This window comes from Pseudofrankia coriaricola (genome assembly GCF_001854805.1).
In the GTDB taxonomy this organism is placed as follows: domain Bacteria; phylum Actinomycetota; class Actinomycetes; order Frankiales; family Frankiaceae; genus Pseudofrankia.
The window spans coordinates 15,540-36,056 of sequence record NZ_MBLO01000279.1; the positions used below are offsets into that span (position 1 = coordinate 15,540).

Annotated in this window: 16 protein-coding genes and 2 pseudogenes; 8 read left to right on the forward strand and 10 right to left on the reverse strand. The window is 70.5% G+C overall.

Annotated elements, in window-relative coordinates; all coding sequences use genetic code 11:
• Positions 1 to 579 precede the first annotated feature (579 nt).
• Positions 580 to 831 (reverse strand): flavodoxin, encoded by a 252-nt coding sequence (locus tag BCD48_RS44430; RefSeq protein ID WP_083420163.1) that lies wholly within the window; start codon positions 829 to 831, stop codon positions 580 to 582.
• Between the two features lie 248 nt (positions 832 to 1,079).
• Between BCD48_RS44430 and BCD48_RS57130 the strand changes: the two are divergent.
• A pseudogene (locus BCD48_RS57130) lies at positions 1,080 to 1,139 on the forward strand (hypothetical protein); the annotation flags it as partial.
• 16 nt (positions 1,140 to 1,155) lie between these two features.
• A complete protein-coding gene (locus BCD48_RS51845; protein ID WP_157910646.1) occupies positions 1,156 to 1,296 on the forward strand; it encodes a WD40 repeat domain-containing protein in 141 nt (46 codons plus the stop codon).
• A 31-nt stretch (positions 1,297 to 1,327) separates the two neighbouring features.
• On the opposite strand, the gene BCD48_RS54700 is transcribed toward BCD48_RS51845, so the two are convergent.
• Positions 1,328 to 3,001, reverse strand: a complete 1,674-nt coding sequence (locus tag BCD48_RS54700) for a TIR domain-containing protein (protein ID WP_241842467.1) — start codon at positions 2,999 to 3,001, stop codon at positions 1,328 to 1,330.
• An 80-nt stretch (positions 3,002 to 3,081) separates the two neighbouring features.
• On the reverse strand, positions 3,082 to 3,510 hold the full coding sequence (locus tag BCD48_RS44445; protein WP_071054844.1) for a hypothetical protein: 429 nt from the start codon (positions 3,508 to 3,510) through the stop codon (positions 3,082 to 3,084).
• A 98-nt stretch (positions 3,511 to 3,608) separates the two neighbouring features.
• On the opposite strand from BCD48_RS44445, the gene BCD48_RS44450 reads away from it, so the two are divergent.
• The gene (locus BCD48_RS44450; protein ID WP_198543659.1) at positions 3,609 to 8,270 is read left to right on the forward strand and encodes a trypsin-like peptidase domain-containing protein; all 4,662 of its coding nucleotides are present in this window, start codon (positions 3,609 to 3,611) and stop codon (positions 8,268 to 8,270) included.
• Between the two features lie 171 nt (positions 8,271 to 8,441).
• On the opposite strand, the pseudogene BCD48_RS44455 reads toward BCD48_RS44450, so the two are convergent.
• Together BCD48_RS44455 and BCD48_RS44460 are read right to left on the reverse strand one after the other, a co-directional pair.
• Positions 8,442 to 8,681: pseudogene (locus BCD48_RS44455) on the reverse strand (flavodoxin); the annotation flags it as partial.
• A 206-nt stretch (positions 8,682 to 8,887) separates the two neighbouring features.
• Positions 8,888 to 9,790: an NAD(P)-dependent oxidoreductase gene (locus BCD48_RS44460; RefSeq protein WP_198543660.1), complete on the reverse strand. Its 903-nt coding sequence runs from the start codon at positions 9,788 to 9,790 to the stop codon at positions 8,888 to 8,890.
• A 98-nt stretch (positions 9,791 to 9,888) separates the two neighbouring features.
• On the opposite strand from BCD48_RS44460, the gene BCD48_RS44465 reads away from it, so the two are divergent.
• A complete protein-coding gene (locus BCD48_RS44465; protein ID WP_071054852.1) occupies positions 9,889 to 10,329 on the forward strand; it encodes a MerR family transcriptional regulator in 441 nt (146 codons plus the stop codon).
• A gap of 92 nt (positions 10,330 to 10,421) precedes the next feature.
• On the opposite strand, the gene BCD48_RS44470 is transcribed toward BCD48_RS44465, so the two are convergent.
• Both BCD48_RS44470 and BCD48_RS44475 read right to left on the reverse strand, forming a co-directional pair.
• Complete coding sequence (locus BCD48_RS44470) at positions 10,422 to 10,874, reverse strand: flavodoxin family protein (RefSeq protein ID WP_071054854.1); 453 nt, start codon at positions 10,872 to 10,874, stop codon at positions 10,422 to 10,424.
• Positions 10,875 to 11,119: 245 nt separating this feature from the next.
• The gene (locus BCD48_RS44475; RefSeq protein ID WP_071054951.1) at positions 11,120 to 11,965 is read right to left on the reverse strand and encodes an NAD(P)H-binding protein; all 846 of its coding nucleotides are present in this window, start codon (positions 11,963 to 11,965) and stop codon (positions 11,120 to 11,122) included.
• 80 nt (positions 11,966 to 12,045) lie between these two features.
• Here BCD48_RS44475 and BCD48_RS44480 point away from each other — a divergent pair, with 80 nt between their 5' ends.
• Positions 12,046 to 12,987 carry an AraC family transcriptional regulator gene (locus BCD48_RS44480; RefSeq protein ID WP_071054856.1) on the forward strand — a complete coding sequence of 314 codons (942 nt, stop codon included), beginning with the start codon at positions 12,046 to 12,048 and terminating at the stop codon, positions 12,985 to 12,987.
• Positions 12,988 to 13,035: 48 nt separating this feature from the next.
• Here the strand turns inward: BCD48_RS44480 and BCD48_RS44485 are convergent, their stop codons facing one another.
• Positions 13,036 to 13,491 (reverse strand): flavodoxin family protein, encoded by a 456-nt coding sequence (locus BCD48_RS44485; protein ID WP_071054858.1) that lies wholly within the window; start codon positions 13,489 to 13,491, stop codon positions 13,036 to 13,038.
• A 66-nt stretch (positions 13,492 to 13,557) separates the two neighbouring features.
• On the opposite strand from BCD48_RS44485, the gene BCD48_RS44490 reads away from it, so the two are divergent.
• Together BCD48_RS44490 and BCD48_RS44495 are read left to right on the forward strand one after the other, a co-directional pair.
• Positions 13,558 to 13,917, forward strand: a complete 360-nt coding sequence (locus tag BCD48_RS44490; RefSeq protein WP_071054860.1) for a helix-turn-helix transcriptional regulator — start codon at positions 13,558 to 13,560, stop codon at positions 13,915 to 13,917.
• Positions 13,918 to 14,107: 190 nt separating this feature from the next.
• Positions 14,108 to 16,402 carry an effector-associated domain EAD1-containing protein gene (locus BCD48_RS44495; protein ID WP_071054862.1) on the forward strand — a complete coding sequence of 765 codons (2,295 nt, stop codon included), beginning with the start codon at positions 14,108 to 14,110 and terminating at the stop codon, positions 16,400 to 16,402.
• Between the two features lie 261 nt (positions 16,403 to 16,663).
• On the opposite strand, the gene BCD48_RS44500 is transcribed toward BCD48_RS44495, so the two are convergent.
• A complete protein-coding gene (locus BCD48_RS44500; RefSeq protein ID WP_071054866.1) occupies positions 16,664 to 17,509 on the reverse strand; it encodes an SDR family NAD(P)-dependent oxidoreductase in 846 nt (281 codons plus the stop codon).
• Positions 17,506 to 19,149, reverse strand: coding sequence for a DHA2 family efflux MFS transporter permease subunit (locus BCD48_RS44505; protein WP_083420165.1), 1,644 nt, complete (start codon positions 19,147 to 19,149; stop codon positions 17,506 to 17,508). The genes BCD48_RS44500 and BCD48_RS44505 overlap by 4 nt, the downstream gene beginning before the upstream one ends.
• Positions 19,150 to 19,279: 130 nt before the next feature.
• On the opposite strand from BCD48_RS44505, the gene BCD48_RS44510 reads away from it, so the two are divergent.
• On the forward strand, positions 19,280 to 20,065 hold the full coding sequence (locus BCD48_RS44510) for a TetR/AcrR family transcriptional regulator (RefSeq protein ID WP_083420166.1): 786 nt from the start codon (positions 19,280 to 19,282) through the stop codon (positions 20,063 to 20,065).
• Positions 20,066 to 20,517: the final 452 nt, after the last annotated feature.

The window sequence follows — 20,517 nt, forward strand, 5'->3', positions numbered from 1 at the left end:
GTGTCGAGCGTGCCTGTCACCGTTACCCTCTGTCGCCCAGCGAAGCCCATCCGAGACTAGTGACCTTTACTCAGCTACCCGCGGAAACATGTCTGTCGGGCGTCTGGAGCCTACCTTCGCTATTCTGGCAAAATGTCTTCAGGAGCCGGTTGTGGGCAGTGTTCCGACGCCGATCCGGCCGTCGCACGGGAACGGTCTGGCAGTCTCGGGTTCGTCGCGCGAATCGCCGATGAGTCCCACTTCTTCGTTACGCTGCGTCGATGTCGTTCATGCGGTCAGGACTACGCATCGATATTCTGCGAGACCATCGACTGGCAGGACAGCGATGATCCACAGTACACGCTGCTGATCCCCTTGACCGCGACTGAGGTGCGGTCGCTCTCCGAGGCGGGTGAGGATGGCGTCGAGGCGGCGCTTGAGAATCTTTCGCCCCGACGAAATCTCTTCAACGCACGGGGCAAAGGTGACAAAGACTGGTCGCGGTACTGGGCAAGAGGCCCGATCAGCGTGCCGCGTCATGACTGAGTTCCGCGCGCTCATCCCTCCCGGAAACCCGGAGGCCCGACGCGTGCCAGTCAGCTACGGCATCAGGCCTGCCGCGGCAGTCGCCCCCAGCTCCCAGCACGCCTCTCGGTCCTTCGCGTCGAGCGTGCCAGTTACCGTCACGGGGTCCTGCAGGCGCTTCCACTTCAGACCGGTGGCGATCGTCTCGACGCTGCGGACCGCACCCGTGGTGTCAGAGCCGCCGTGTACGTACAGGGCGTACGGCCGACCGATGGTTGCTTCCAGGCAGGGGTAATAGGCCTGGTCGCAGAACAATGCGAAACTCACGTGCGCAGACCGGTCACGTTACGTGTCCATCAGGCTTGCCGCCACCGTGGCCAGGCCACCGACGACCGTCAGCGGCTCTCGCAGGCGCTCCCAACGGAGGTCGGTCGTGATCGTCTCGACCGAGCGCACCCCGAAAGCCCAAGCCGGGTCCGGGAGCGCCAGCCGCCGCGACGTCCCGCGCCCGCCCCGCCCGGGCCGGCCTGGGAGCCACGCCGGCTGGGCGAGCCGATGACCGGCCACGCAACACGGTGTACTGCGTGGCGTTCTCGCCGGACGGCAGCCTGCTGGCCAGCGCCAGCGCCGACGACTCGATGCGGCTGGGACGTGACCGACCCCGCCGCGCCCCGCGTGGTCGGCCGCAGGCTGGAGTGGCACCTGGGCGCGGTCTGGTCCGTCGCCTTCTCGCCGGTGGAGAGGATCCTCGCCAGCGCCGGCTTCGACGGGAAGATCCAGCTCTGGAGATGAGCCGGGGATCGGGCCCGGCGTTGCGACGCCGTCAACGGATGCCGGGGAAGGGCGGCGCGCTGGTCGGGCGGCCGCGGCGGCCCAGCAGCGATGCCTCGACCTCGCTGACCAGCCGGCCTCTGGCCGCGTCGTCGGTGAGGCCGACGAGGTCGATGTACTTGATCCCACGCAGCAGGCCCTCGGGCTCGATCTCCTCGACCCGCACCGGGATGAGCGACCGGCGCAGGCCCTGCGGATCCGCCTCCCAGGTCGCCTGCCACTGGGCCTGCACCCGGGCTGCGCCCAGGTAGCTGGCCGACAGCACGACCACGGTGCGCACCGAGCGCTTGATCGCCTCGCTGAGCAGCTCCACCGAGTGCGATCCCGCCATAGCGTCCCACGCCTCGACGTGGACCCGGTAGCCCGCCGCCTCCAGCGTCCAGGCGATCCAGATGGCCCAGTCCTCGTCGGCCGCCGAGTAGGAGACGTGAAAGTCCCAGCCGCGCGCACCGGTCGCCGCGGTGTCGTCGCCGCCCTCATGCGCGCGGGCCGGCTCGTCCGCGCCGTGCACGACAGGCCGGTCCAGCGCCTGGCCGGTCTCCTGGCCGCCGCCGGTGACCGCGGTGGCGCCTTCGCGGTCGGACGGCAGGAACGACGCAGGCTCATCCACGGCGGAGCCGCCGATCTGGGGCGGACGCCCGATACCCGGCAGCGCGAGCCAGCCGACGAGTGTGCCCGGGGCGGCGGCGCCGACCGCCAGCGGCATCGTCACCTGCGCGAACAGCCGCGGGTCAAGCCCGGTCAGCCCCTCCTGGATGGTCGCCCGGAACAGCTCGTCCGCGATGATCAAGCCCAGGTTTGCGCGCAGGTCGCGTTCGAGGGCAGCCCGCAGGGGAGGCGCGTCGATCAGCCGGGTGGCCGCGGTGACCGGGCTGCCGGTCACGCCGCCGCCGTCGAGGAGCACCTCGCCGCGGTGCACCGCCATCCGCACCCGGATCTGTGCCGACTCGGCCCGGTAGCGGTTGCGTTTGCGGATCGCGCGCTCGAAGGCTCCGACCAAGTCGTCGACGACGAGCGTCGCGGGAAAAGCCCCGGCGATGGCCAGCACGAACCCGTCGCCGCGGTCTTGCAGGCTAAGAACATCCGCCGGGCTGATGGGCGCCGAGCCGAGCGCCTCATCCAGGATGGCGCGAAACGCGTCCCGCACTTCTAGCTGGACCATTGTTCCGAGCCGGCCGAACCCGACAGTGTCGCCGGCCACCAGCGTCACCAGGGTCGGTTCCGGCAGGGTTTCGCGCTTGGTAGGTGCCGGCGGCCGCACCGGCGAGGGCTCGCCAGTAGAGAAGCCCAGGGATTTCGTCCCCGATGCCTCGCCGGCCGGGCCGGTGAAAGACGAGGCCTGCGGCGCCTCGAGGCGCCGTAGCCACGGCGAGGATTCCTCCTCGGCCTCGTTCTCGGCGGCGGCGCGGCGGAACACGGGATTGGCCGGATAGTCGCTGGCCGCGACGCTCATCAGGGCCGCGCGCCCGTTCGCGATGACGCCGCTGGCCAGCAGGGCGCTCACGTCGTACCAGAACTGGCTGGAGGTCGAGGCCGACCAGCTCGGCTGCCGCGACGGCGAAAGGCCGGCACGAGACAGGGCCTGCCCAGCGGAGAGCGGGGTGTGGTACAGGCGGGCCAGCATGTCGATCTCGTCGACCGATAGTCCGCCGCCGCCCGCCATCATGATCCCCCTCCCGGCTCCGCACCGATCCTAGTTGCCGCGGCCTGCACCGAACCGCGTTGCGCCGCCGTCCGCAGCGCCCGCTAGGGACCCGATGCCGGGATCGACGGCGGCCCGTCGTCCCCAAGCCGCCCGCGCGCCCAGCCGAGCTCGGCAGCCGCAGCGAGAAGCTCGTGCAGCCGGATGGAGTCGACGGCGGCTACCTTGCGGCCGGCCGCCGAGATCGGCGTATCACCCTCTTCGCTCCGTAGTACCTGAGCTATCACGTCGACCGCGTCGCTTGCCACCGGGACCTCGGCGGCCAGCTGCGCCTCCGCCTGTTCCGCCCGGGCCTCGATCGCCGCCTCGACTGGTCCCGCCGTGACGGAGACCTTCGTCGACCGGCTGAGCAGTTTCCCGAGAGCACCGAGGAGGCCAGCGATCGGCCCGCGGAACCAGAGGAGCGCGAAGACCAGAATGAGGGGCCACGTCAGCGTTCTGACATAGTCGAGTACCAGGTCGGCGACGTCCACCGCGTCAGTGTTGTCCAGACGCGGAAACGCGGCGCGAGCGGGTCCTGGAAATGCCGGCCGGGCCGGATGACGAGTCGCGCACGGGGGTGGCAGCGCAGATGCAGGCGGACTGGCTCCAAGCGCCACCATGGCTGGTCAGGATCCTCGGTCCGGACGGTGCCGTCGGCGGTGGGGTCTACGTCGGCGACGGTTTCGTGCTCACGGCCGCGCACGTTTACCGCGACGCCGGCGACGAGGTGCACCAACTAAAGGTGGCCTTGTATTCGGGCCAAGGAGGCAGCCCACCAGGCGATTGGCCGACGATACAGGTGCGTTTCGAGCACGCACAGGACAACGAGGCGAAGCCGGCCGAGCTGCGATATGTCAGCTGGCCGGGCCGGGTAGCGACGGAGTCGGCCGACTGCGCGGTGCTGCACGTGACCGACGTTCCCCCGGCGGCTGTGCCCGCGCCGCTGCGGCGGCCCGAGTCGTTCGACGGGCACACGTTCCGCATCTTCGGCTATCCGGCCGACACCCAGGGGGTCTGGTCATTCGGTCAGCGGATAGGCGGTAGCCGGGGTCGGCTCGTCCAGCTGCAGAGCGGCGACAGCACGGGCGAGGCCGTGACCCAGGGCTTCTCGGGCTGCCCGGTCTGGGACGAGACGGCCTCCGCCGTCGTCGGCACCGCGGTCACCGAGTACGACGCGGCCAAGAAGGTCGCGTCGATGACACCCATGAAGGAATGGGCCCAGGTCTGGCCGGAACTCGAGTCCCGCTTCCGCTGGCGGCTGGACATGGCCGAGGACTTCGAGGACTGGCTGCGGCTGGCCCGCGGCCCGGGCGTCGGCTCGGCGGCCGGCCTGGCACAGAGCGCGCCCTTCACCGGCCGCGCCCGCGTCCTGGGGGCGCTCGCCGACTGGCTCACAGCGCCGCCCGGTCCGGACCGGCAGTTGGTGCGCATCGTCACCGGGCGGCCCGGCGCTGGGAAGTCCGCCGTGCTCGCGCGCCTGGTGTGGCTGGCCGACCCGGTCGTCGGCCCGTCGTCAGGCCGCGTCCACGACCCCGTGCCGGCGCCGGACGAGCTCGCACTGGCCGGCAGGCTGCGCGGGCTCATCGACGTGGCGGTCCGCGCGGACGGGAAGAGCACCGGCGACCTCATCGAGGCGATGGCCGCCGCGCTCGAGCTCACCACGACGTCGAAGACGCGGCTCATCCGGGCGCTGGAGCAGCGGACCCAGCCGTTCACGGTCGTCGTGGATGACCTCGAGCACGCGCAGGACGTCAACGGGATCGCGCGCCTGCTGCGCGAGTTGGCCCAGCTCCCGCAGGGCGGCGGGGTCCGGGTCATCACCGCCATCCGGACGGACGCGCAGGATGTCGCGGGAGCGCTGCCGCTCGCGGGACCCGCCCGCGATCCGCAGGCCCCGGGTGCGCCCGCGGACGCGGCCGACGCCGCGCCGAAGCCCGGCCTGCTGGGCGAGGTGATCTCCTACCGGCTGGACGATAGGTACCTTGACCGGGCCGACCTGGAGAACTATGCCGCCGCCCGGCTGCGGACGGCGCTCGACCAGGCGGGCGAGGCGTATCTCGGCGACGACGGGTACACGGCCGTGGTGGCGGCCGCGATCGCGGATAAGGCGGACGGGCTGTTCCTGCTCGCGCAGCTGACCTGCGACCGGCTGCGGATCGACGACCCGGTCGACGTCAGCGCGCCCGGGTGGCGCGCCAGGCTTCCCGGCACCCTGCAAGGGGCGGTCGAGGACTACCTGTACTCCTATGCGCAGCGGTGGGGCGAGGCCAAGGGTGCCGCCCTGCGCGACGTGCTCACGACGTTCGCCTACGGCCGAGGGGACGGCTTCGCCGCGGACGAGCTGTGTGCCGCGGTCGCGAGCACCCTCGGCAGCCGAAGCTATGACCTTCCCACGGTCAAGGAGGCGGCACGGGCGGCGGCGGCGTATCTCGTCGGCCGCCGGTCCGGCGACGCTGGCCAGATCCACTACCGGCTGTTTCACCGCCTCGTCGTCGGCTACCTGCGCGACGCCAGCGGCAGCGAGACCGAGCGAGTCATCGTCAAGACCATGGCGGACCGGGTGCCGGCGACCGACGCCGGCCCGGACTGGCTGCGTGCCGACGACTACACCCGGCGTCATCTCGCGGGCCACGCCGAGGACGCGGGCCTGCTGGGCAACTACCTGACCGACCCGCGGTTCCTCGCCGCCGCGGACCCGGAGGGCTTGGTCACCCGGGTGTTCCGGCGGGAGCGACTCGAACCGCTCGAGCAGATCTACCTGTCGGCCGTCCACCGGTCGCGCGACCTGCCCGACCCGGACAAGGCGTCGGCGTCCCGGCGCCCGGGCCGCATCCACCGGTGGCTGCGCGGCGCATCCGGGAGCGACCGGGCCGGCTATCTGGCCCTGCACGCGCTCGCCTACGACAGACGCGCCGAGGCGGCCGCGTTCGACGCCCTCCAGGCCACGCCGGCCTTCGTGACGCGTTGGGCCGGCCTGCAGCTGCAGTCACCGCACCTCGTGCTGGCCGAGCACAGCGCCAGCATCACCACGGCTGCGACTCTCTCGATCGCCGACCGGCCCGCCGTCGCGACCGCGTCGCAGGACGCCACGGCCAGGATCTGGGACCTGGCCACCGGTGACCTGCACGCCACCATGGCCGGTCCGGACACCGGTATGACCGCCCTTGCCACGGCCCCCTCCGGGGCGCACGGCGGACCGCGGCTCATCACGGGATCCGCCGACGGAACGATCCAGATCTGGGATCCGGAAGCCGGCCGGCTGATGGCCACGTTCGCCGGCCACTTGGACTCCGTCGGCAAGACCCCCGTCGCGGTGGATCAGATTGCCGTCACGGCCAGCGAAACCGGCCCCCTCGCGGTGTCCGTCGCGCGCTATGACGCCCTTATCCGCGTGTGGGATCTCGCCACGGGCAAGCCTCGAACCAGTCTCGACAATGACGCCCGATCGGCGTCCCGGGTCACGACCGCGCTGATCGGCGGTGTGCCCCTCGCCATCAGCACAGGTGACGACGACGGCGCCCTGCACGTCTGGGACCTGGTGGCCGGCACGCATCTGCAGGCGCTTACCGGCCACGACGGACCGGTGGGCGCGGTCGAGATCACGACGTGGCCCGGCGGCGCCGGTGCCCGCGCGGGACAACCGGTGGCCGTGTCGGCCGGGCTGGACGGCACGGTTCGGGTTTGGACGGTGCCGGACGGTAGCGCCGACGGAGCGCAGATCCGGATGCTGTCCGGCGGCGCCGACACCGGGGGATGGGCAGAGTACGGCGTCGCGCTCACGGTCGGTGCCGTCGACGGCGCGACATGGGCGGTCGCCGGCGGTTACGGCGGCCGGATCCTCGGCTGGGACCTCGCCTCCGGCGAGCCGGTCCCCGTCCCCGTTGCCTTCGGCTCCCACGGCGTCTGGGCACTTTCCCTCGTAGAGCCACGCGCGGACGCGGGCAGCCCGCAGACGGACGTCATCCCGGACCAGCCCTTGCTCCTCGTCGCGGGTCAGGACCCTGCGGTACGGATGTGGTCGCTCGGGCCGCTGGACGCCACGCCCCGCCCGGCGCTGACCCAGCACGGCGGGGACGTGTTCGTGGCCAGGGTCGCAGACGTCGACGGGCGCCGAGTCGCCGTGACCGCGGGTGAGGACAGCCAAGTGCGCCTCTGGCATCTTGCGACCGTGCCCACGATGGCCGAGCGGGCCGGCCCCGGCGAGACGCGGGCGCTGGCCGTGGCCGTAAGCGCGGACGAGTCGCTCACACCCTCGGTCGTGGTGACCGGTGGCCGGGATGGGCACGTGCGCGCGTGGAACCTGGACGACGGGTCCGTGCTGCACGATCTTGGTTCGCACACCGGTCCCGTGCACGGCGTCACCATCGCTCGACACCACGACCGGCGGTGGGTCCTGTCGGCGGCCGCCGCGTACTCCATGCCTGTCTGGGATGCGGACTCCGGCGCCCAGGTGGGCACGCTCGACACCCCAACCGAGGACGGATGGCCGACGAGCCTGCTCGTGTGCCAGCAAGGCGCGGCCCTGGTAGCGGTCGTGACGGGCAGCTCTGGGATCACTCGGGTATGGGACATCGCCACCACCACGTCCGTGGGCACGTTCACCGCCGGCGGCGCGCAGGCGACCCGAGTGTTCCCCGTGGCCGACGTTCCTGACCACCGCGTCGTCCTGGCCGACGCCGACGGCGCGGTGTGGCTGTGGGACCTGGACGCTGTCGGCGCGGCCGGCGGATGCGGAGCCGGGAGGAGGCTGCTCGACCACCAAGGCAAGGCCACAGTCCTTACGTCGCTCGCGGCGACGTCCACGGGTGACGGGGTGACCGTCCTCGCCGGCTACGAGGACGGCACCGTCGGGCTGTTCCTGCCGGCGGCCCCACCGGCCCAGCGTGCGCTGCGGCTGCGCAGGCACGCGGTCAGCGTGCGGGCGACCGCGATCGTTCCCGGCCAGGCACTCGCCGTGACGGCTGACGACGACGGTCGCGTCATCTTCTGGAACCTCGACCAGGCACAGCCGGTCGCTGATTTCCCGCCGCGGGGCGCGGCCGTCCGCGCCGTCGTCACGACGACCGTCGGCGCGCGGCCACGGGTGGTCACAGCCGACGACGACGGCGTCGTGCGCGCCTGGGATCTCCTCCCCCCGCGCCAGGTGGCCGCGGCTGTGCTGACGGAGGCGGTGACCTGCCTGGTCGCGGTCGACAACGGCGTCGTCGCCGGGACGAGATCCGGCCACGCCCGGTTGGACCTGCGCCTCTGAGCCGGCAGGTCCGGAGGTCAGGAGCGCGTGGGTGGCTGCGGTCCGGCCGCGTCTATGATCACCGCCAGGCCGTCGAGCACCCGGGCGAGGCCGCCGGGGTAATCCACACCATCGAAGAAATGCACCAAACCCTGGTCGCGGCTATTTCACCCACCGTGACCAACGGTCCAGCTACGGCATCAGGCTCGCCGCCATCGTCGCGCCCAACTCCCAGCAGGCCTCTCGGTCCTTCGCATCGGGCGTACCCGTCACCGTGACGGGGTTTTGGAGGCGCTTCCACTTCATGCCGGTAGCGATCGTCTCGACGCTGCGGACCGCGCCAGTGTTGTCGGAGCCGCCGTGGACGTACAGGGCATACGACCGCCCGATCGTCGCTTCCAAGCAGGGATAATGGACGCAATCGCAGAAATGTGCCGAACCCTGGCCACCGCCGTATCACGTTCCGCGACGATTCGGGAAACGGCGCACGGCCACCACGCGACCCGCCTCTACAACATCAGGCTCGCGGCGGTAGCGGCACCCAGTTCCCAGCAGGCTTCACGGTCCTTCACGGTCCTTCGCGTCCGGCGTGCCGATCACTGTCACGGGCTCATACGGCCCTACCTGGGCGGCCACGGTCACCGCGTCCTGGCGATGGTCGGGCCGACATCGTGGCCCGGGAGCTGGGACGGACGCTGCCGCAAGAGCTCGAACAGGCTTGCGAAGCTCTCGTCGCCGTGGCCCCGCGCGACACCACGCTCAAGCAGGGCTCGGAGCGGACCGAGTACCTCGGCGTCGATGCCGAGATGCTCGCTGACGCGGGTCAGGCTCTCGACCGCGACCTGGTTCATGCCGACCGGCGACACGCCGGCCGAGTAGTCTCCGGACTCGATTTCGCGTGCCAGCTCGGACATGTACTCGGTCATCCCGTGCAGCCACTGGGCGACCAGGGGCACGAAACGAGACGGCGGAACACCCTCGGTGTCGAGCAGAGCGAGGCTGTGGAGGAAGCCGGTGAGGGCGGCGTACCCGCTACCGAGCAGGGCGAAGTCCCACAGTTCCGCCGCCGCGGGATCGTTGCCGAGATAGTGGCTGGTCGCCAGGGCGTCCAGTGTGTGCCGGTGACGGTCGAACGCATCCGGGGAGCCGCTGTAGAGAAAGAATGCGCTGGGGGTGGCAACGGACTGAGGGACGGCCATCATCGCCCCGTCAAGGTAGGCCGCGCCGCGTCCGGCAACCCGGGTGGCCATGGCCCGGGCGTCCTGCGGTGTGCCGGTAGTGAGGTTGACCAGGGTACGTTCCCGAAGCGCGGCACGTCCCGCGTCCAGCACCTCCTGAACCCCGTCGTAGTCCGCGACACAGATGATGGTCATCGGGCTCGCCGCGATCGCGGCGCCGGGGGTTTCCGCACGTTCCGCGCCCAGCCCCACCAGGCCGCCGGCCTTCGACGGAGTCCGGTTCCACACCGTAGTCCGGTAGCGAGCGGTGAGAAGCGCCCTGCTCAGCGCGGTGCCCATCCGACCCAGACCGAGAATGGTCACGCGGGGCTGATCGTCGTGGGCCGAGTTCCGAGTTGTCATAATGATCAATGTAAACTCTGACATCGATGTGAGAGTCAAGGAAGGGTGGTGCGGGACACATGCGGATTGGAGAACTCGCCCGGCGAACCGGTGCCAGCGAGCGGATGCTTCGCTACTACGAGGAGCAGGATCTTCTTCGACCGGCGCGACGGCCGAGCGGATATCGCGAGTACCAGGAGACCGACGTTCGTACGGTCCGCGGGATCCGGACACTGCTCGCCACCGGTCTCAACACCGTCACGATCGCCGAAGTGCTCCCCTGCATGATCGAGGACGGGGAGATGCTGATGCCCGTCTGCGGGGAACTGGCACCAGTCCTCGTCGAAGACCGCGACCGCATCAGCGCCGCCATCGATGACCTGCTGGCCGCTCGGCACGCACTCGATGCCATGATCTCCGCCGCGCGCCGAACGGGCGAACAGGGCGACAACTGCGAAGCCGTCGCGACCGAAACGGCGGGCAGGAGGACTCACGACCCGGCGCGTAGCGCACCCACTTGACCGCGGCGATCTCGTCATTCGCCAGAGCGCACGGCCGCCTGGTACGGGTGCGGACTCCCGGATGAGCGTGGGGGGCACGGTCCGCGGCCGGTCTACGGCATGAGGCTCGCGGCCACGGTCGCGCCAAGATCCCAGCAGGCCTCACGCGCGGCGGAGTCCAGTTCGCCGAGCACGGTGAGCGGGTCACGCAGGCGCTTCCACTTCAGACCAGTGGTGATCGTCTCAACGCCGCGGATCGCGCCAGTGGTGTCGGAGTTGCCGTGGACGTACAGGGCGTACGGCCGACCGATGGTTGCTCCCAAACAGGGGTAATAGGCTTGATCAAAAAAATGTTTCAAAGCCCCTGACATGTAGCCGATGTTGGCCGGCGTCCCGAGCAAGTAGCCATCGGCGGCAAGCACATCAACCGCAGTCGCCGCCAGAGCCGGGCGGACGACGACCTCCACCCCCTCGATCGCCTCATCCCTGGCACCTGCGAGCACCGCCTCCAACATCGCCTGCATGGACGGCGACGGGGTGTGGTGGACGATCAGCAACATCGGCATCGGGCAACGTTATTACCCTCGGTCTGGTGCCGAGGCGCTCTCGGCCCGCCGGGACGGGAACCGCGACCACGGCCTTCGGCACGAAGAGCGCCGAGTCGCACGTCGCCTGCCGTGTTCACAGCATCCGCGCACTCCAGTGCGCTTGACTTCCCAGGACGCAGACTCTTTCCCGGGTTGCCTCCACGGACAGCCGACTTACCGACGTCCGGGCGGACGGACCCTCGCAGCGTAGGAACCCAAGGCGGTCAGGCCGACCAACCACCCGCGGCAGCAGTCGCATTGGCGAATTCGACGAAGGTCCGAGGCGGGCGGCCAAGGGCACGCCGCACGCCGTCGGATACATACTCGTCCTTACCGTCCCTGAGTGGTTCGATGACATCCGCGAAGGTTTCGGCGTCCGCGGGCGGAAATCCCCGCCGAACGAGTTCCGCGACGTAGTCCTCGACCGAGAGCGGCACGTAGCGGATTTCCCGGCCGGCGGCCTCGGAGATCGTGGCGACTGCCTCGGTCAGGGTCACCGCCCGGGGTCCGGACAACTCGTAGATCTGGCCCGCGTGCCCGTCCTCCGTGAGCGCGGCGACCACCACCGCGGCGATGTCCTCGGCATCGACGAAACTGGCAGCCCCATCGCCAGCGGGCAGCCGCAACTCACCGGCGCGGACGGCATCGGCGAAAAAGCCCTCGCTGAAGTTCTGCGCGAACCAGCCCGGCCTGCTGATCGTCCACTCCAGACCGCTCTCCCGCACAGCGGCCTCGCTGTCGATGGCACCCTCCAATGTCCCGCTGCTGTCCTTCGCGTAGTCCGGATCGTCGATTCCGCGCCCCGATGCCAGCACAACCCGTCGCACCCCATGCCGCACCGCCCGCTCGATGAACGGGCGAACGTGCTTCGCGCCGTCCAGCGGGACGATGTAGAGGGACCGCGCGCCCTCCAGAGCAGCGTCCCAGGTGCCGCCGTCGGTCCAGTCGAAGACGTGCTCGCCGTTGCGGGCCGCCGCGCGAACCCGCAGCCCCTGTGCCCGTAGTTGGCTGACGACGCGCCGGCCGGACTTACCGGTCGCCCCGGTGACCAGGATTGGATGTTCAGACATGACGCCAGTCAACCGGCCGGCGCTGAGACGATCCATGGCCACGAAGCTCCACTTGATGCCTAGGCGTCTACGATGGGGACGTGGACGCCGTGTCGGAGTCGTTGGCCGAGGTACGGGCGCGCACCGCCATCTTCCGCCAGACAATCATGCGACCCCCTTGGGCCCTGCGGATGGCCAGCGGTGCCCCGCTAACGCTGGCCACAATGCTGCGCGGCCATGCCTGGATCGTTTCCGACCAGCAAGCACCGGTGCTCATCGAGGCCGGCGACATCGCCGTCATCCGTGGCGACGTGCCCTACACGGTGGCCGATGACCCCGCGACCACACCCTCACTGGTGGTGACAAGCGCCGACTACTGCTCGGCGACCGAGGGCGTCGAGCGCGCCTCCAGGCCCGCCCGGACCTGCGGAACACCCGTCGGCGAAGCCGCCGTGCTGCTGAGCGGGGCCTTCGAGCGCCGGGGAGAGCTCAGCGAACGGCTGCTGCGGGCACTGCCCGCCGTGCTGGTGGTGCCGGCCGGGGACAGCCCCGCTCTGTCGATGGAGATGGTGGCCGAGGAGATCGCCAGAGACCGGCCGGGACAGCAGATGGTGCTGGACCGGCTGCTGGACCTGATGCTGGTCTCCGCGCTGCGCAGCTGGTTCGCCGACCCGGACGCCGATGCCCCGGCCTGGTGCCGCGCGCTGGACGACCCGGTCGTCGGTGCCGCGTTGCGGCTGCTGCACGATGCACCCGCCTACCCGTGGACGGTGGCCGACCTGGCGGCCAAGGTCGGGGTATCGCGGGCGGCGCTCGCCCGTCGGTTCACCGCACTGGTCGGCGAACCGCCGATGGCCTACCTGGCGAGCTGGCGGATCACCCTGGCCGCGGACCTGCTGCAGGAAACCGACCATATGGTTGGCACGATCGCGAGGAAGGTTGGCTACGCCAACGCCTTCGCGCTGAGTGCGGCGTTCAAACGGCTACGCGGCACACGGCCCAGTGATCATCGGAATCCGGTACCAGGGCGGCGGGCCGGATGAGGCAGGCGACGTCACGTCGCGGCATCCGATCCTCCCGCCCGGTAATGATCAGCCGGGCATAAGGCTCGCGGCGGTGGTCCCGCCGAGCTCCCAACACGCCTCAAGAGCGGCGGCATCCACCTCACCCACGACCGTGAGCGGGTCGCGCAGCCGCTTCCACCTCAGGTCGCTAGTGATCGTCTCGACGCCACGGACAGCGCCGGTCGTGTCACTGTTGCTGTGGACGTAGAGCGCGTGAGGTCGACCGACGCTCGCCGCCAGCACCGAGTAGTAGATCCGGTCGAAGAAGTGCTTCAACGCGCCTGACATGTAGCCGATGTTGGCCGGCGTCCCGAGCAGGTAGCCGTCGGCGGCCAGCACATCCACCGCGGTGGCCGCCAGGGCCGGACGGACGACCAGCTCCACGCCCTCGATCGCCTCGTCCCGGGCGCCGGCGAGCACCGCCGCCAGCATCGCCTGCATCGAGGGCGACGGGGTGTGGTAGACGATCAGCAGGGTCGGCATCGCAGGCCATGCTATGACCTCGGTCCGACCCGGAGCCGAGGCCCGGCCCACGATCGCCGCTGGGTCGTGCTGCACGGCTCGCCGATGCCCGGCGGCGACCCGTCGACGATCGCCGTCATCATCGAGGGCGCCCGCCCGATCGTCGTCAGCGAGGTGATCGCCGGCGCCTACGGCCTCACGCCGCGCGAACGCGAGGTCATCGGGCTCGCCGCCCAGGGCAGGTCCACCCGGCAGATGGCCACCGCGCTGGGCATCTCCCCCTTCACCGCGCAGGATCGCCTCAAGGCGGTGTTCGCCAAGACCGGCGTGCGCACCCGTGCCGAACTGGTCGCCACGCTCTACGTCCAGCAGTACGAGCCCCGCCGCGCCAGCGCTAGCCAGCCCAGCCCCTACGGCTGGTGCCTCGACGACCAGATCCCCGCCTGAACCAAGCCGACCGACGTGGGCTGGCGGAGTCGGGCTCTGGCCGCCGCGTGCCCAGCCCTCGCGCGGCGCCAAGCCTCAAACAGGCAGCGACTCAGGCCGGCGCATTCACCCCTTCACGCTGTGGCTCGGTGGCGCTAACTTCGCTGCCAGGGCTACTGCGCCCAGAGGCGCGGTTCAAGACGGGGGCAGAGTGAACGAGCCGCTGACGGACGAAGAGATCGACGAGCTCGCGGACCTCCGCCACCAAGAGGAGCCCGCGAAGCAGTTGCTCGGCCGCGCCGGATTCGGTCGCAGGATTCAGCCTGTCTGGGGCGGCAGCTCCATGGTCTTCTGGCGGTCGGTCAGCGCGCTGGCGGAAGACGGCGCGGTAAAGGACGGCCGCCGGCGCATCATCGCCGAGGCCGCCGCGCTCTTCCCGGCGAATCCTGTGTTCGCGTGGGCCGCGCTGCCCGAACCCCCTGATGGCACCACCGGCGAGGGACAGGCAGCGGTGTGGAACCGACTGCCGGTCCGCGAGCTCGTCGACCGATTCGCGGCGGAGCATCCGGACGACATCGCGAGCAATATCCGTGCTGCGCGGCTGGAACGAGCGGTCGCGTTGCTAGCGCACAAGGATGTCGAGTCCGCTAAGGCGGCCGCCGTGCTCGACGCGGTCATCAGCGAGGAGCTGGAGGAGCCCGCATCAGGCGGCGCGGCTGAGTCCTGGGTCGCGACCGTCATCGCGCGGATGGACCCGAACGTGGCGGGCAAAATCGTCGAGGCCGCCCCGTCCGAACTGGGCGACTTCCTCCAGCAGGCACTGACGGCCACCGCCGCGATCAAGAAGCTTCGGCTGCGCAGGCAAGCGCCCACAACGCCCTGGCTGACCGCCCTTCGCCCGCGACGGCACCCCGGGTGGGTGTTCTTCCGGAACTACCCGGACGGCGTGGTCTTCTGGAGCGAGGCCGCGGGCAACATGCCGGTGGACGGCGAGATCGGCCAGGTGTGGGTGAACAACGGCGGCCTCGAGGGCGGTCTGCGGCTCCCGACCAGCCCGGAGCTCGAGGCGGCCGGGTCGTCGGGAACTCCCGAAGGCGGTCACTACCAGCGGTTCGAGTGGTGGCAAGACTATACAGAGCCGGTAGCTCCCCAGCTACCCGAGCACGGCGGTCCATGCGGCGCGGCCATCTACTATTCAAAGCAACACGGGGCGCACGCGATCTGGGGAGCGATCGGCCAGCTGTACGAGCATCTCCAGGGCACCTCCGGCCCGCTTGGCTTTCCCGTGTCAGGCGAGATCGACGGAAGGCCAGGCGGAAAAGGTCCCTGGCGCTGTTACCAGCGGTTCGAGGGCGGCGCCATCTTCTATCTCGGCGAGAACCTGGAGCACAGGTCGGTGCCGATGTTCGGCGCGGCGGCGCGGCTGGTGACCGGGAACGCGGACGTTCTGAAGAAACTAGGCTTTCCCGTCGCCGAGCGGGTCGAGGTCACGTCTCCCCGTAAGACGGCTGGCTACGGTCAGAAGTTCGAGCGCGGCGCTGTCTACTGGACGGAGTCCGGTGGCGCCTTCCCGGTGCGGGGAGCCTTCGCGGAATCACTGGACGCGGCGGGTGGTGTCGCGGACCGGCTGGGGTTCCCGTTGTCAGAGATCCTGCCAGCGGCCGAATCTCGGGGCGCCTGGGGCACTACGGACGGGTATCTCCAGCGCTATGAAGGCCGCTTTCGCTACAACCTCGCGGTTCAACGGCGCGTGTCCGCTGGCGCGCGGTGCGGGGCGACGATCTACCATTCAGGACACGGCACGTTCTGGGTTCGCGGCAATATCGGCAGCTGCTATGAGCTCCTGGGCGGCACCACCAGCGAACTCGGTTTCCCGACGGCCCGCGAGGAGTGGCCCGGTGACCGATGCTGGCAACGGTTCGAGGGCGGCGCCATCTTCTGGAGCCGGGAGTACGGCGGGATACCGCTGACCGGGGCCATATGGCACCTGCTTGACCCGTTGGGGAGCGCGATGAGCGCAGAGATCTTCAACAGGTGCGGCTTCCCGCTTGCCGGCCCGCAACGGCTGCGCACATCCTCGGCCGACGTCAYCCAGCAGTTCGAGGGCGCCGTCGTGACCGTCACGGACGACCAAGCCGAACTGTGGCCACGGCCGACCGCGATCCAGGCAAAGCATCGTCTCGAATCTGGCGAGGAGCTTCATGTTGACGAGTCGCTGTTCGTCGCCGGCCACCGTCTGACCCTGCAGGGGGACCGGAACCTGGCGCTTTACCACTTCGACGGCATCATCGACAAGAATGCTGCCTGGGTCTCGGACACCCAGGGCAAACCCGTCGTCAAGCTTCTCCTTGAAAGCAGCGGCAACCTGGCCCTCTACGACGCCGAGGGCAACCAGCACTGGGAAAGCGGTACTGTCGGCAACCCCGGCGCCGTGTTGATACTCCAGGACGACGGCCTCCTGACGCTCCGCGGTGTCGACGACACCGTCCTCAAGTCCTGGCCCTGAACGGCGCGCATGAGCGGAGGCGGCCGATATCCGGTACGCGAACAACTCGCCCAAACCTGATCGCTTGAGCGCGCCGCTCATGTAACGGGGGGAATGCTATGGGTATACCCGGGGCCGGCCGGCCGCTTCGCTCGCTTTCCAGGCCGGATCGTCGGGTGATGTAGGCCGCAAAAGGACTTAAGAAAGGATTTGGAAAAGGCTGATATCCGCACCGGTCGCGACGCTCTCCAGCTCTGACCGCCCCGCACCGGATGCCACCCGTCATGGGATGGACGATGGTCGTGGCCGCGCGAGAAGCCGGTGGGTGAGCGCGTCGAGGCGGGACGCGGCGGCCCGGTCGAACGATCCGTCGTCCAGGCTGATCCGGCGTCCCTCGACGAAGGCGCTCAGTGGCTCGGGCGGCGGGGCATCGAGAGGCGGGAGGATCTGCCGCACGCTCTCGTCGACCGGCTTCCCGACCTTCTTCAGGGCCTCGACCTGGGACGCGGTCGCCTCGTCGTACGCGCCCGAGAAGCTGGTCGACACGACGCCCGGATGGACGAGGACATACCTGGTCCTGCCGTCAGGGTAGGCGCCCGCGAAGGCGACGCCGAGCAGGTCGTTCAGTTTGCCTCCCTGCCCCAGCGCGGCGCCGCCGTGGTAGCCGCGTCTCAGCTCCAGGTCATCCCAGCGAACGACCGAGAGGTCCGCGCCCGGGCCCGCAATGTTCACGATGGCGGGGTTCGCGCCCTTCTCCAGCAGGTCGACCAGCCCATGGCTGAGGAGGAATCTGCTCAGGTAGAACAGCGCGAAGTTCCCCTCGAACCCCTCCGTGGTCTCCCGGCGAACCGAGCGGTAGTGCCGCGCGCCGAGCACGAGCACGTCCAGCGCGTCGAACCGCTCCCGCAGGCGCGCCAGGACCATCTCGTTCTCACTGACGAGGCTCAGCTCCGCCTGGATGAACGAGGCCCGTCCGCCGGCCCCGTCCCGCCGGGCGGCGTCGAGGTATGCCCGGCCCTTGTCCGCGTTGCGGCCCACGACCACGACCCGGTCGCCACGGCGAAGCAGGGTGGCGGCGAGGGCACGGCCGATCCCGTCGGTGCCACCCGTGATCACGATGGTTCTCATCTGCCTTCTCCCGTCTTTCCCAGGCTCTCGGCATGGTCGGTCGGCGCCGGGCGCCCGGCGCTTCCCACCGCGGTGGACGCCTGGTCGCCGCTCCCCCCGTGGGCGGTCGTGCTCGGGAGCGGCGGCGACCCCCGCTCGACCGTCGTGGGCCTGGCGACCGGCTGGGCCGGCACGGCCGCACCGGCGGGTTGAGGCTCGGCGGCGGGCGGGGTCGCGACGGCCGGACTCGCCTCACGCCGGGGAAGGAACACGCTGGCGGCCAGGATGATCGCGAGCGCGACGATGGCGAACCAGTACACCCCGTGGTAGCCCGCCATCGGGTCCTCGCCGCCGTTCCCGACGGTCGTAAGGATCAGGGTGACGACGGCGATGCCGATCGCCGCGCCGAGCTGGTTGAGAATGTAGAGGACCGAGCTGCCCTGGGGCACCGCCGCCGGCGGCAGCGTCCGGTACAGCGATCCCATGGTCGGTGCCCCGACGAAGCTGAGCCCGGCACCGACGCCGAACGCGGCGAGCGCTGGCCATACCTCACTGGTCTGCCCGCCGATCCGGGTGAACCCGAGCTCGGCGAGCACGGCGACGAGCGCGCCGCACCGGACGAGGGAACGGGCACCGAACCGGTCCGAGAGCCGTCCGGACAACGGCATGGCGATGACCGCGGCCACGGCGAACGGAGCCACCAGCAGCCCCGCCGCGAGCGTGCCCCGCCCATGCTGCTGCTGGTAGTACAGGGGCAGCACGAACAGGGTCGCGAACATCGTCAGACCTACCAAGGTCATGATGGTGACGCTCGCCGCGAACCCGGCGTTGCGGAACAGCCGCAGGTCGATCAGCGGTGGCGCGCCCCGCCGGGTCGTGGTCCCGCGCCGGGCGTGCAGCCCGTAGCCGGCCAGCAGCACGACGGCCGCCGCGACGGAGACGAGCACCTGCCAGGCCGCGACGGCGGTCCGGTCGGCCGCCTGTGTCAGGGCCAGCACGACGGCCGCGAATCCCGGGCCGAGCAGGGCGACACCGACGATGTCGAGGCGAGTACCGCCGCTCTCCCCGGCGCGCGGAGGGTCGGCCGGCAGCACCCGCGCGGCTCCGAGCAACGCAACCAGCCCGATGGGCAGGTTGATCAGGAACATCCACCGCCAGGAGAGGTGCTCCAGGACGATCCCGCCGACGATCAGACCGAGCACCGGGCCGGCCGAGAGCACCATGCCCATCAGGCCCATGGCCCGCCCCGCCCGGCGAGGCCCGGCGGCGCGGGCCAGCAGGGTCAGCACCAGGGGGTCGAGAACCCCGGCGGCGAGCCCCTGGCACACTCGGAAGACGATCAGGCTGCCGACGTTCCAGGCGAGCCCGGAGGCGACGGACGCGGCGAGGAAGGCGACGAGAGCGGCCAGCCACAGCCGACGCGCGCCGAACCGGTCCACGGCCCAGGTGGTCACCGGAATGGCGACGGTGAGCGCCAGCAGGTAGCCGGTCGAGACCCACCCGATCATGCTCAGCGAGGTGTGCAGCCGGGTGGCGAGGGTGTCGACGCCGACCGCGACCACCGACCCGTCGAGGATTCCCATGATCCCACCGAGCAGGACCACGGCGATCAGCCGCCGCAGCGAAGGATCAAGCCGATCCGCGTCCGAAGACCCAGCCATCACATGGCTCCCATCGGGGCATAATTTTGCACTGACCAGTGCACTATAACGCCCGGAGTCGTTCCCATAAGAGGCTCGCCTGATCGCTGTCCGCAGGGGTGCGACGAGAGGTTGGCAGTACCGTGAGGCCATGAGCGGGACGGCGAGCGAACGACTGGCCGCCGGCCGGTCGGCGGCGACTGGCGGAGCGCGGACGGCCGCCGCCCAGACGGCGCCCGACCCCGACCGGCCCGCCAGCCCGACCACCCCGGCCGCGGCAACCGCGCTCGGCCGCGCCGGAACCCGCCGACGCGCCGACAAACGGGAGAGCATCCTCCCGACCGCGTTCATGGTGTTCGCCCGTGAGGGGTACGCCCAGGCGACCCTGGACGTCATCGCGGCCGAGGCACAGGTCGCCAAGCACACGATCTACAACCACTTCGGCGACAAGCAGGCCCTGCTGCGCGCCGTGCTCGCCGCCGAGGCCGACAAGGCGCTGGCGAAGAACCTCGCCGCGGTCGACGGGCTGCGCGACCTCGACGGCGACATCCGCGGCGCGCTGGAGGACGTCGGCTACCGCCTCGTCAGCTGCTTCTGCGACGAGCGGAGCTGGGCGCTGCGCCGGCTGCTCTACGCCGAGATCAGCCAGTTCCCCGACCTGCTCGACATCATCCAGGGACGGGCGGCGAACCCGGTCACCGAGGCGCTGGCCGACCGGCTGGCCCGCCTGGCTCTCGCCGGCCGGCTGCGGACGGCGGACCCGGCCGCGGCGGCCGAGCAGCTCGCCGCCCTGCTGACCGGCTCGCTGGAGGCGCGGGGCCGGTTCGGTACCCGCGTCATCCCCGACGACGAGAAGCGTGCCGTGGCGCGGGCCGCCGTCGACACCTTCCTGCACGCCTTCGGCCCGCCGACGCCGGCGGGCGCGACAACCAGCTAGATCAGGCCGTGGTTCGGGGGCAGCACGCCGTTGACAATGTGGTTGCCGTTGTGGACGTACTTCCAGCGCGCCGGGTCGTGGAGCGTGTGCGTGCGGGCGTTGCGCCAGTGGCGGTCCAGGTCGTGCGCGGGCTAGTCAAGGTATGAACCCATGATGCCGGACGGACGGATCGGCCGCCCGGCCGACCGAGCTATCGACAGAGAGCGCTGGCTGTACACCGAAAGTCGACGTGGAGTCGCTTGCTGGCAAGCGGCTGGGGCGGCATGGCTACGTACATTGCCGGGCTCGGGGGGCGCATGTCAACAGTTCATCATGTGATGATGTGGCCCGACTTCCAGCCCGACAGGGCACTCCTCAAGGCGTACGGCGTGATCCGATCTGGCCATTTTTCCTGCCGCCATTGGGTTCCTGAGCCGCCGCGACTCCATTGAGGCCCGGCCACCCAGCCCACG

What these genes read in the sequence shown, in the direction of transcription:
- BCD48_RS54700 (WP_241842467.1), bottom strand. Translation starts at nt 3,001, where the DNA reads ATGATGGCGGGCGGCGGCGGACTATCGGTCGACGAGATCGACATGCTG.
- BCD48_RS44450 (WP_198543659.1), top strand. Translation starts at nt 3,609, where the DNA reads ATGCAGGCGGACTGGCTCCAAGCGCCACCATGGCTGGTCAGGATCCTC.
- BCD48_RS44465 (WP_071054852.1), top strand. Translation starts at nt 9,889, where the DNA reads ATGCGGATTGGAGAACTCGCCCGGCGAACCGGTGCCAGCGAGCGGATG.
- BCD48_RS44470 (WP_071054854.1), bottom strand. Translation starts at nt 10,874, where the DNA reads ATGCCGATGTTGCTGATCGTCCACCACACCCCGTCGCCGTCCATGCAG.
- BCD48_RS44475 (WP_071054951.1), bottom strand. Translation starts at nt 11,965, where the DNA reads ATGTCTGAACATCCAATCCTGGTCACCGGGGCGACCGGTAAGTCCGGC.
- BCD48_RS44485 (WP_071054858.1), bottom strand. Translation starts at nt 13,491, where the DNA reads ATGCCGACCCTGCTGATCGTCTACCACACCCCGTCGCCCTCGATGCAG.
- BCD48_RS44500 (WP_071054866.1), bottom strand. Translation starts at nt 17,509, where the DNA reads ATGAGAACCATCGTGATCACGGGTGGCACCGACGGGATCGGCCGTGCC.
- BCD48_RS44505 (WP_083420165.1), bottom strand. Translation starts at nt 19,149, where the DNA reads ATGGCTGGGTCTTCGGACGCGGATCGGCTTGATCCTTCGCTGCGGCGG.
- BCD48_RS44510 (WP_083420166.1), top strand. Translation starts at nt 19,280, where the DNA reads ATGAGCGGGACGGCGAGCGAACGACTGGCCGCCGGCCGGTCGGCGGCG.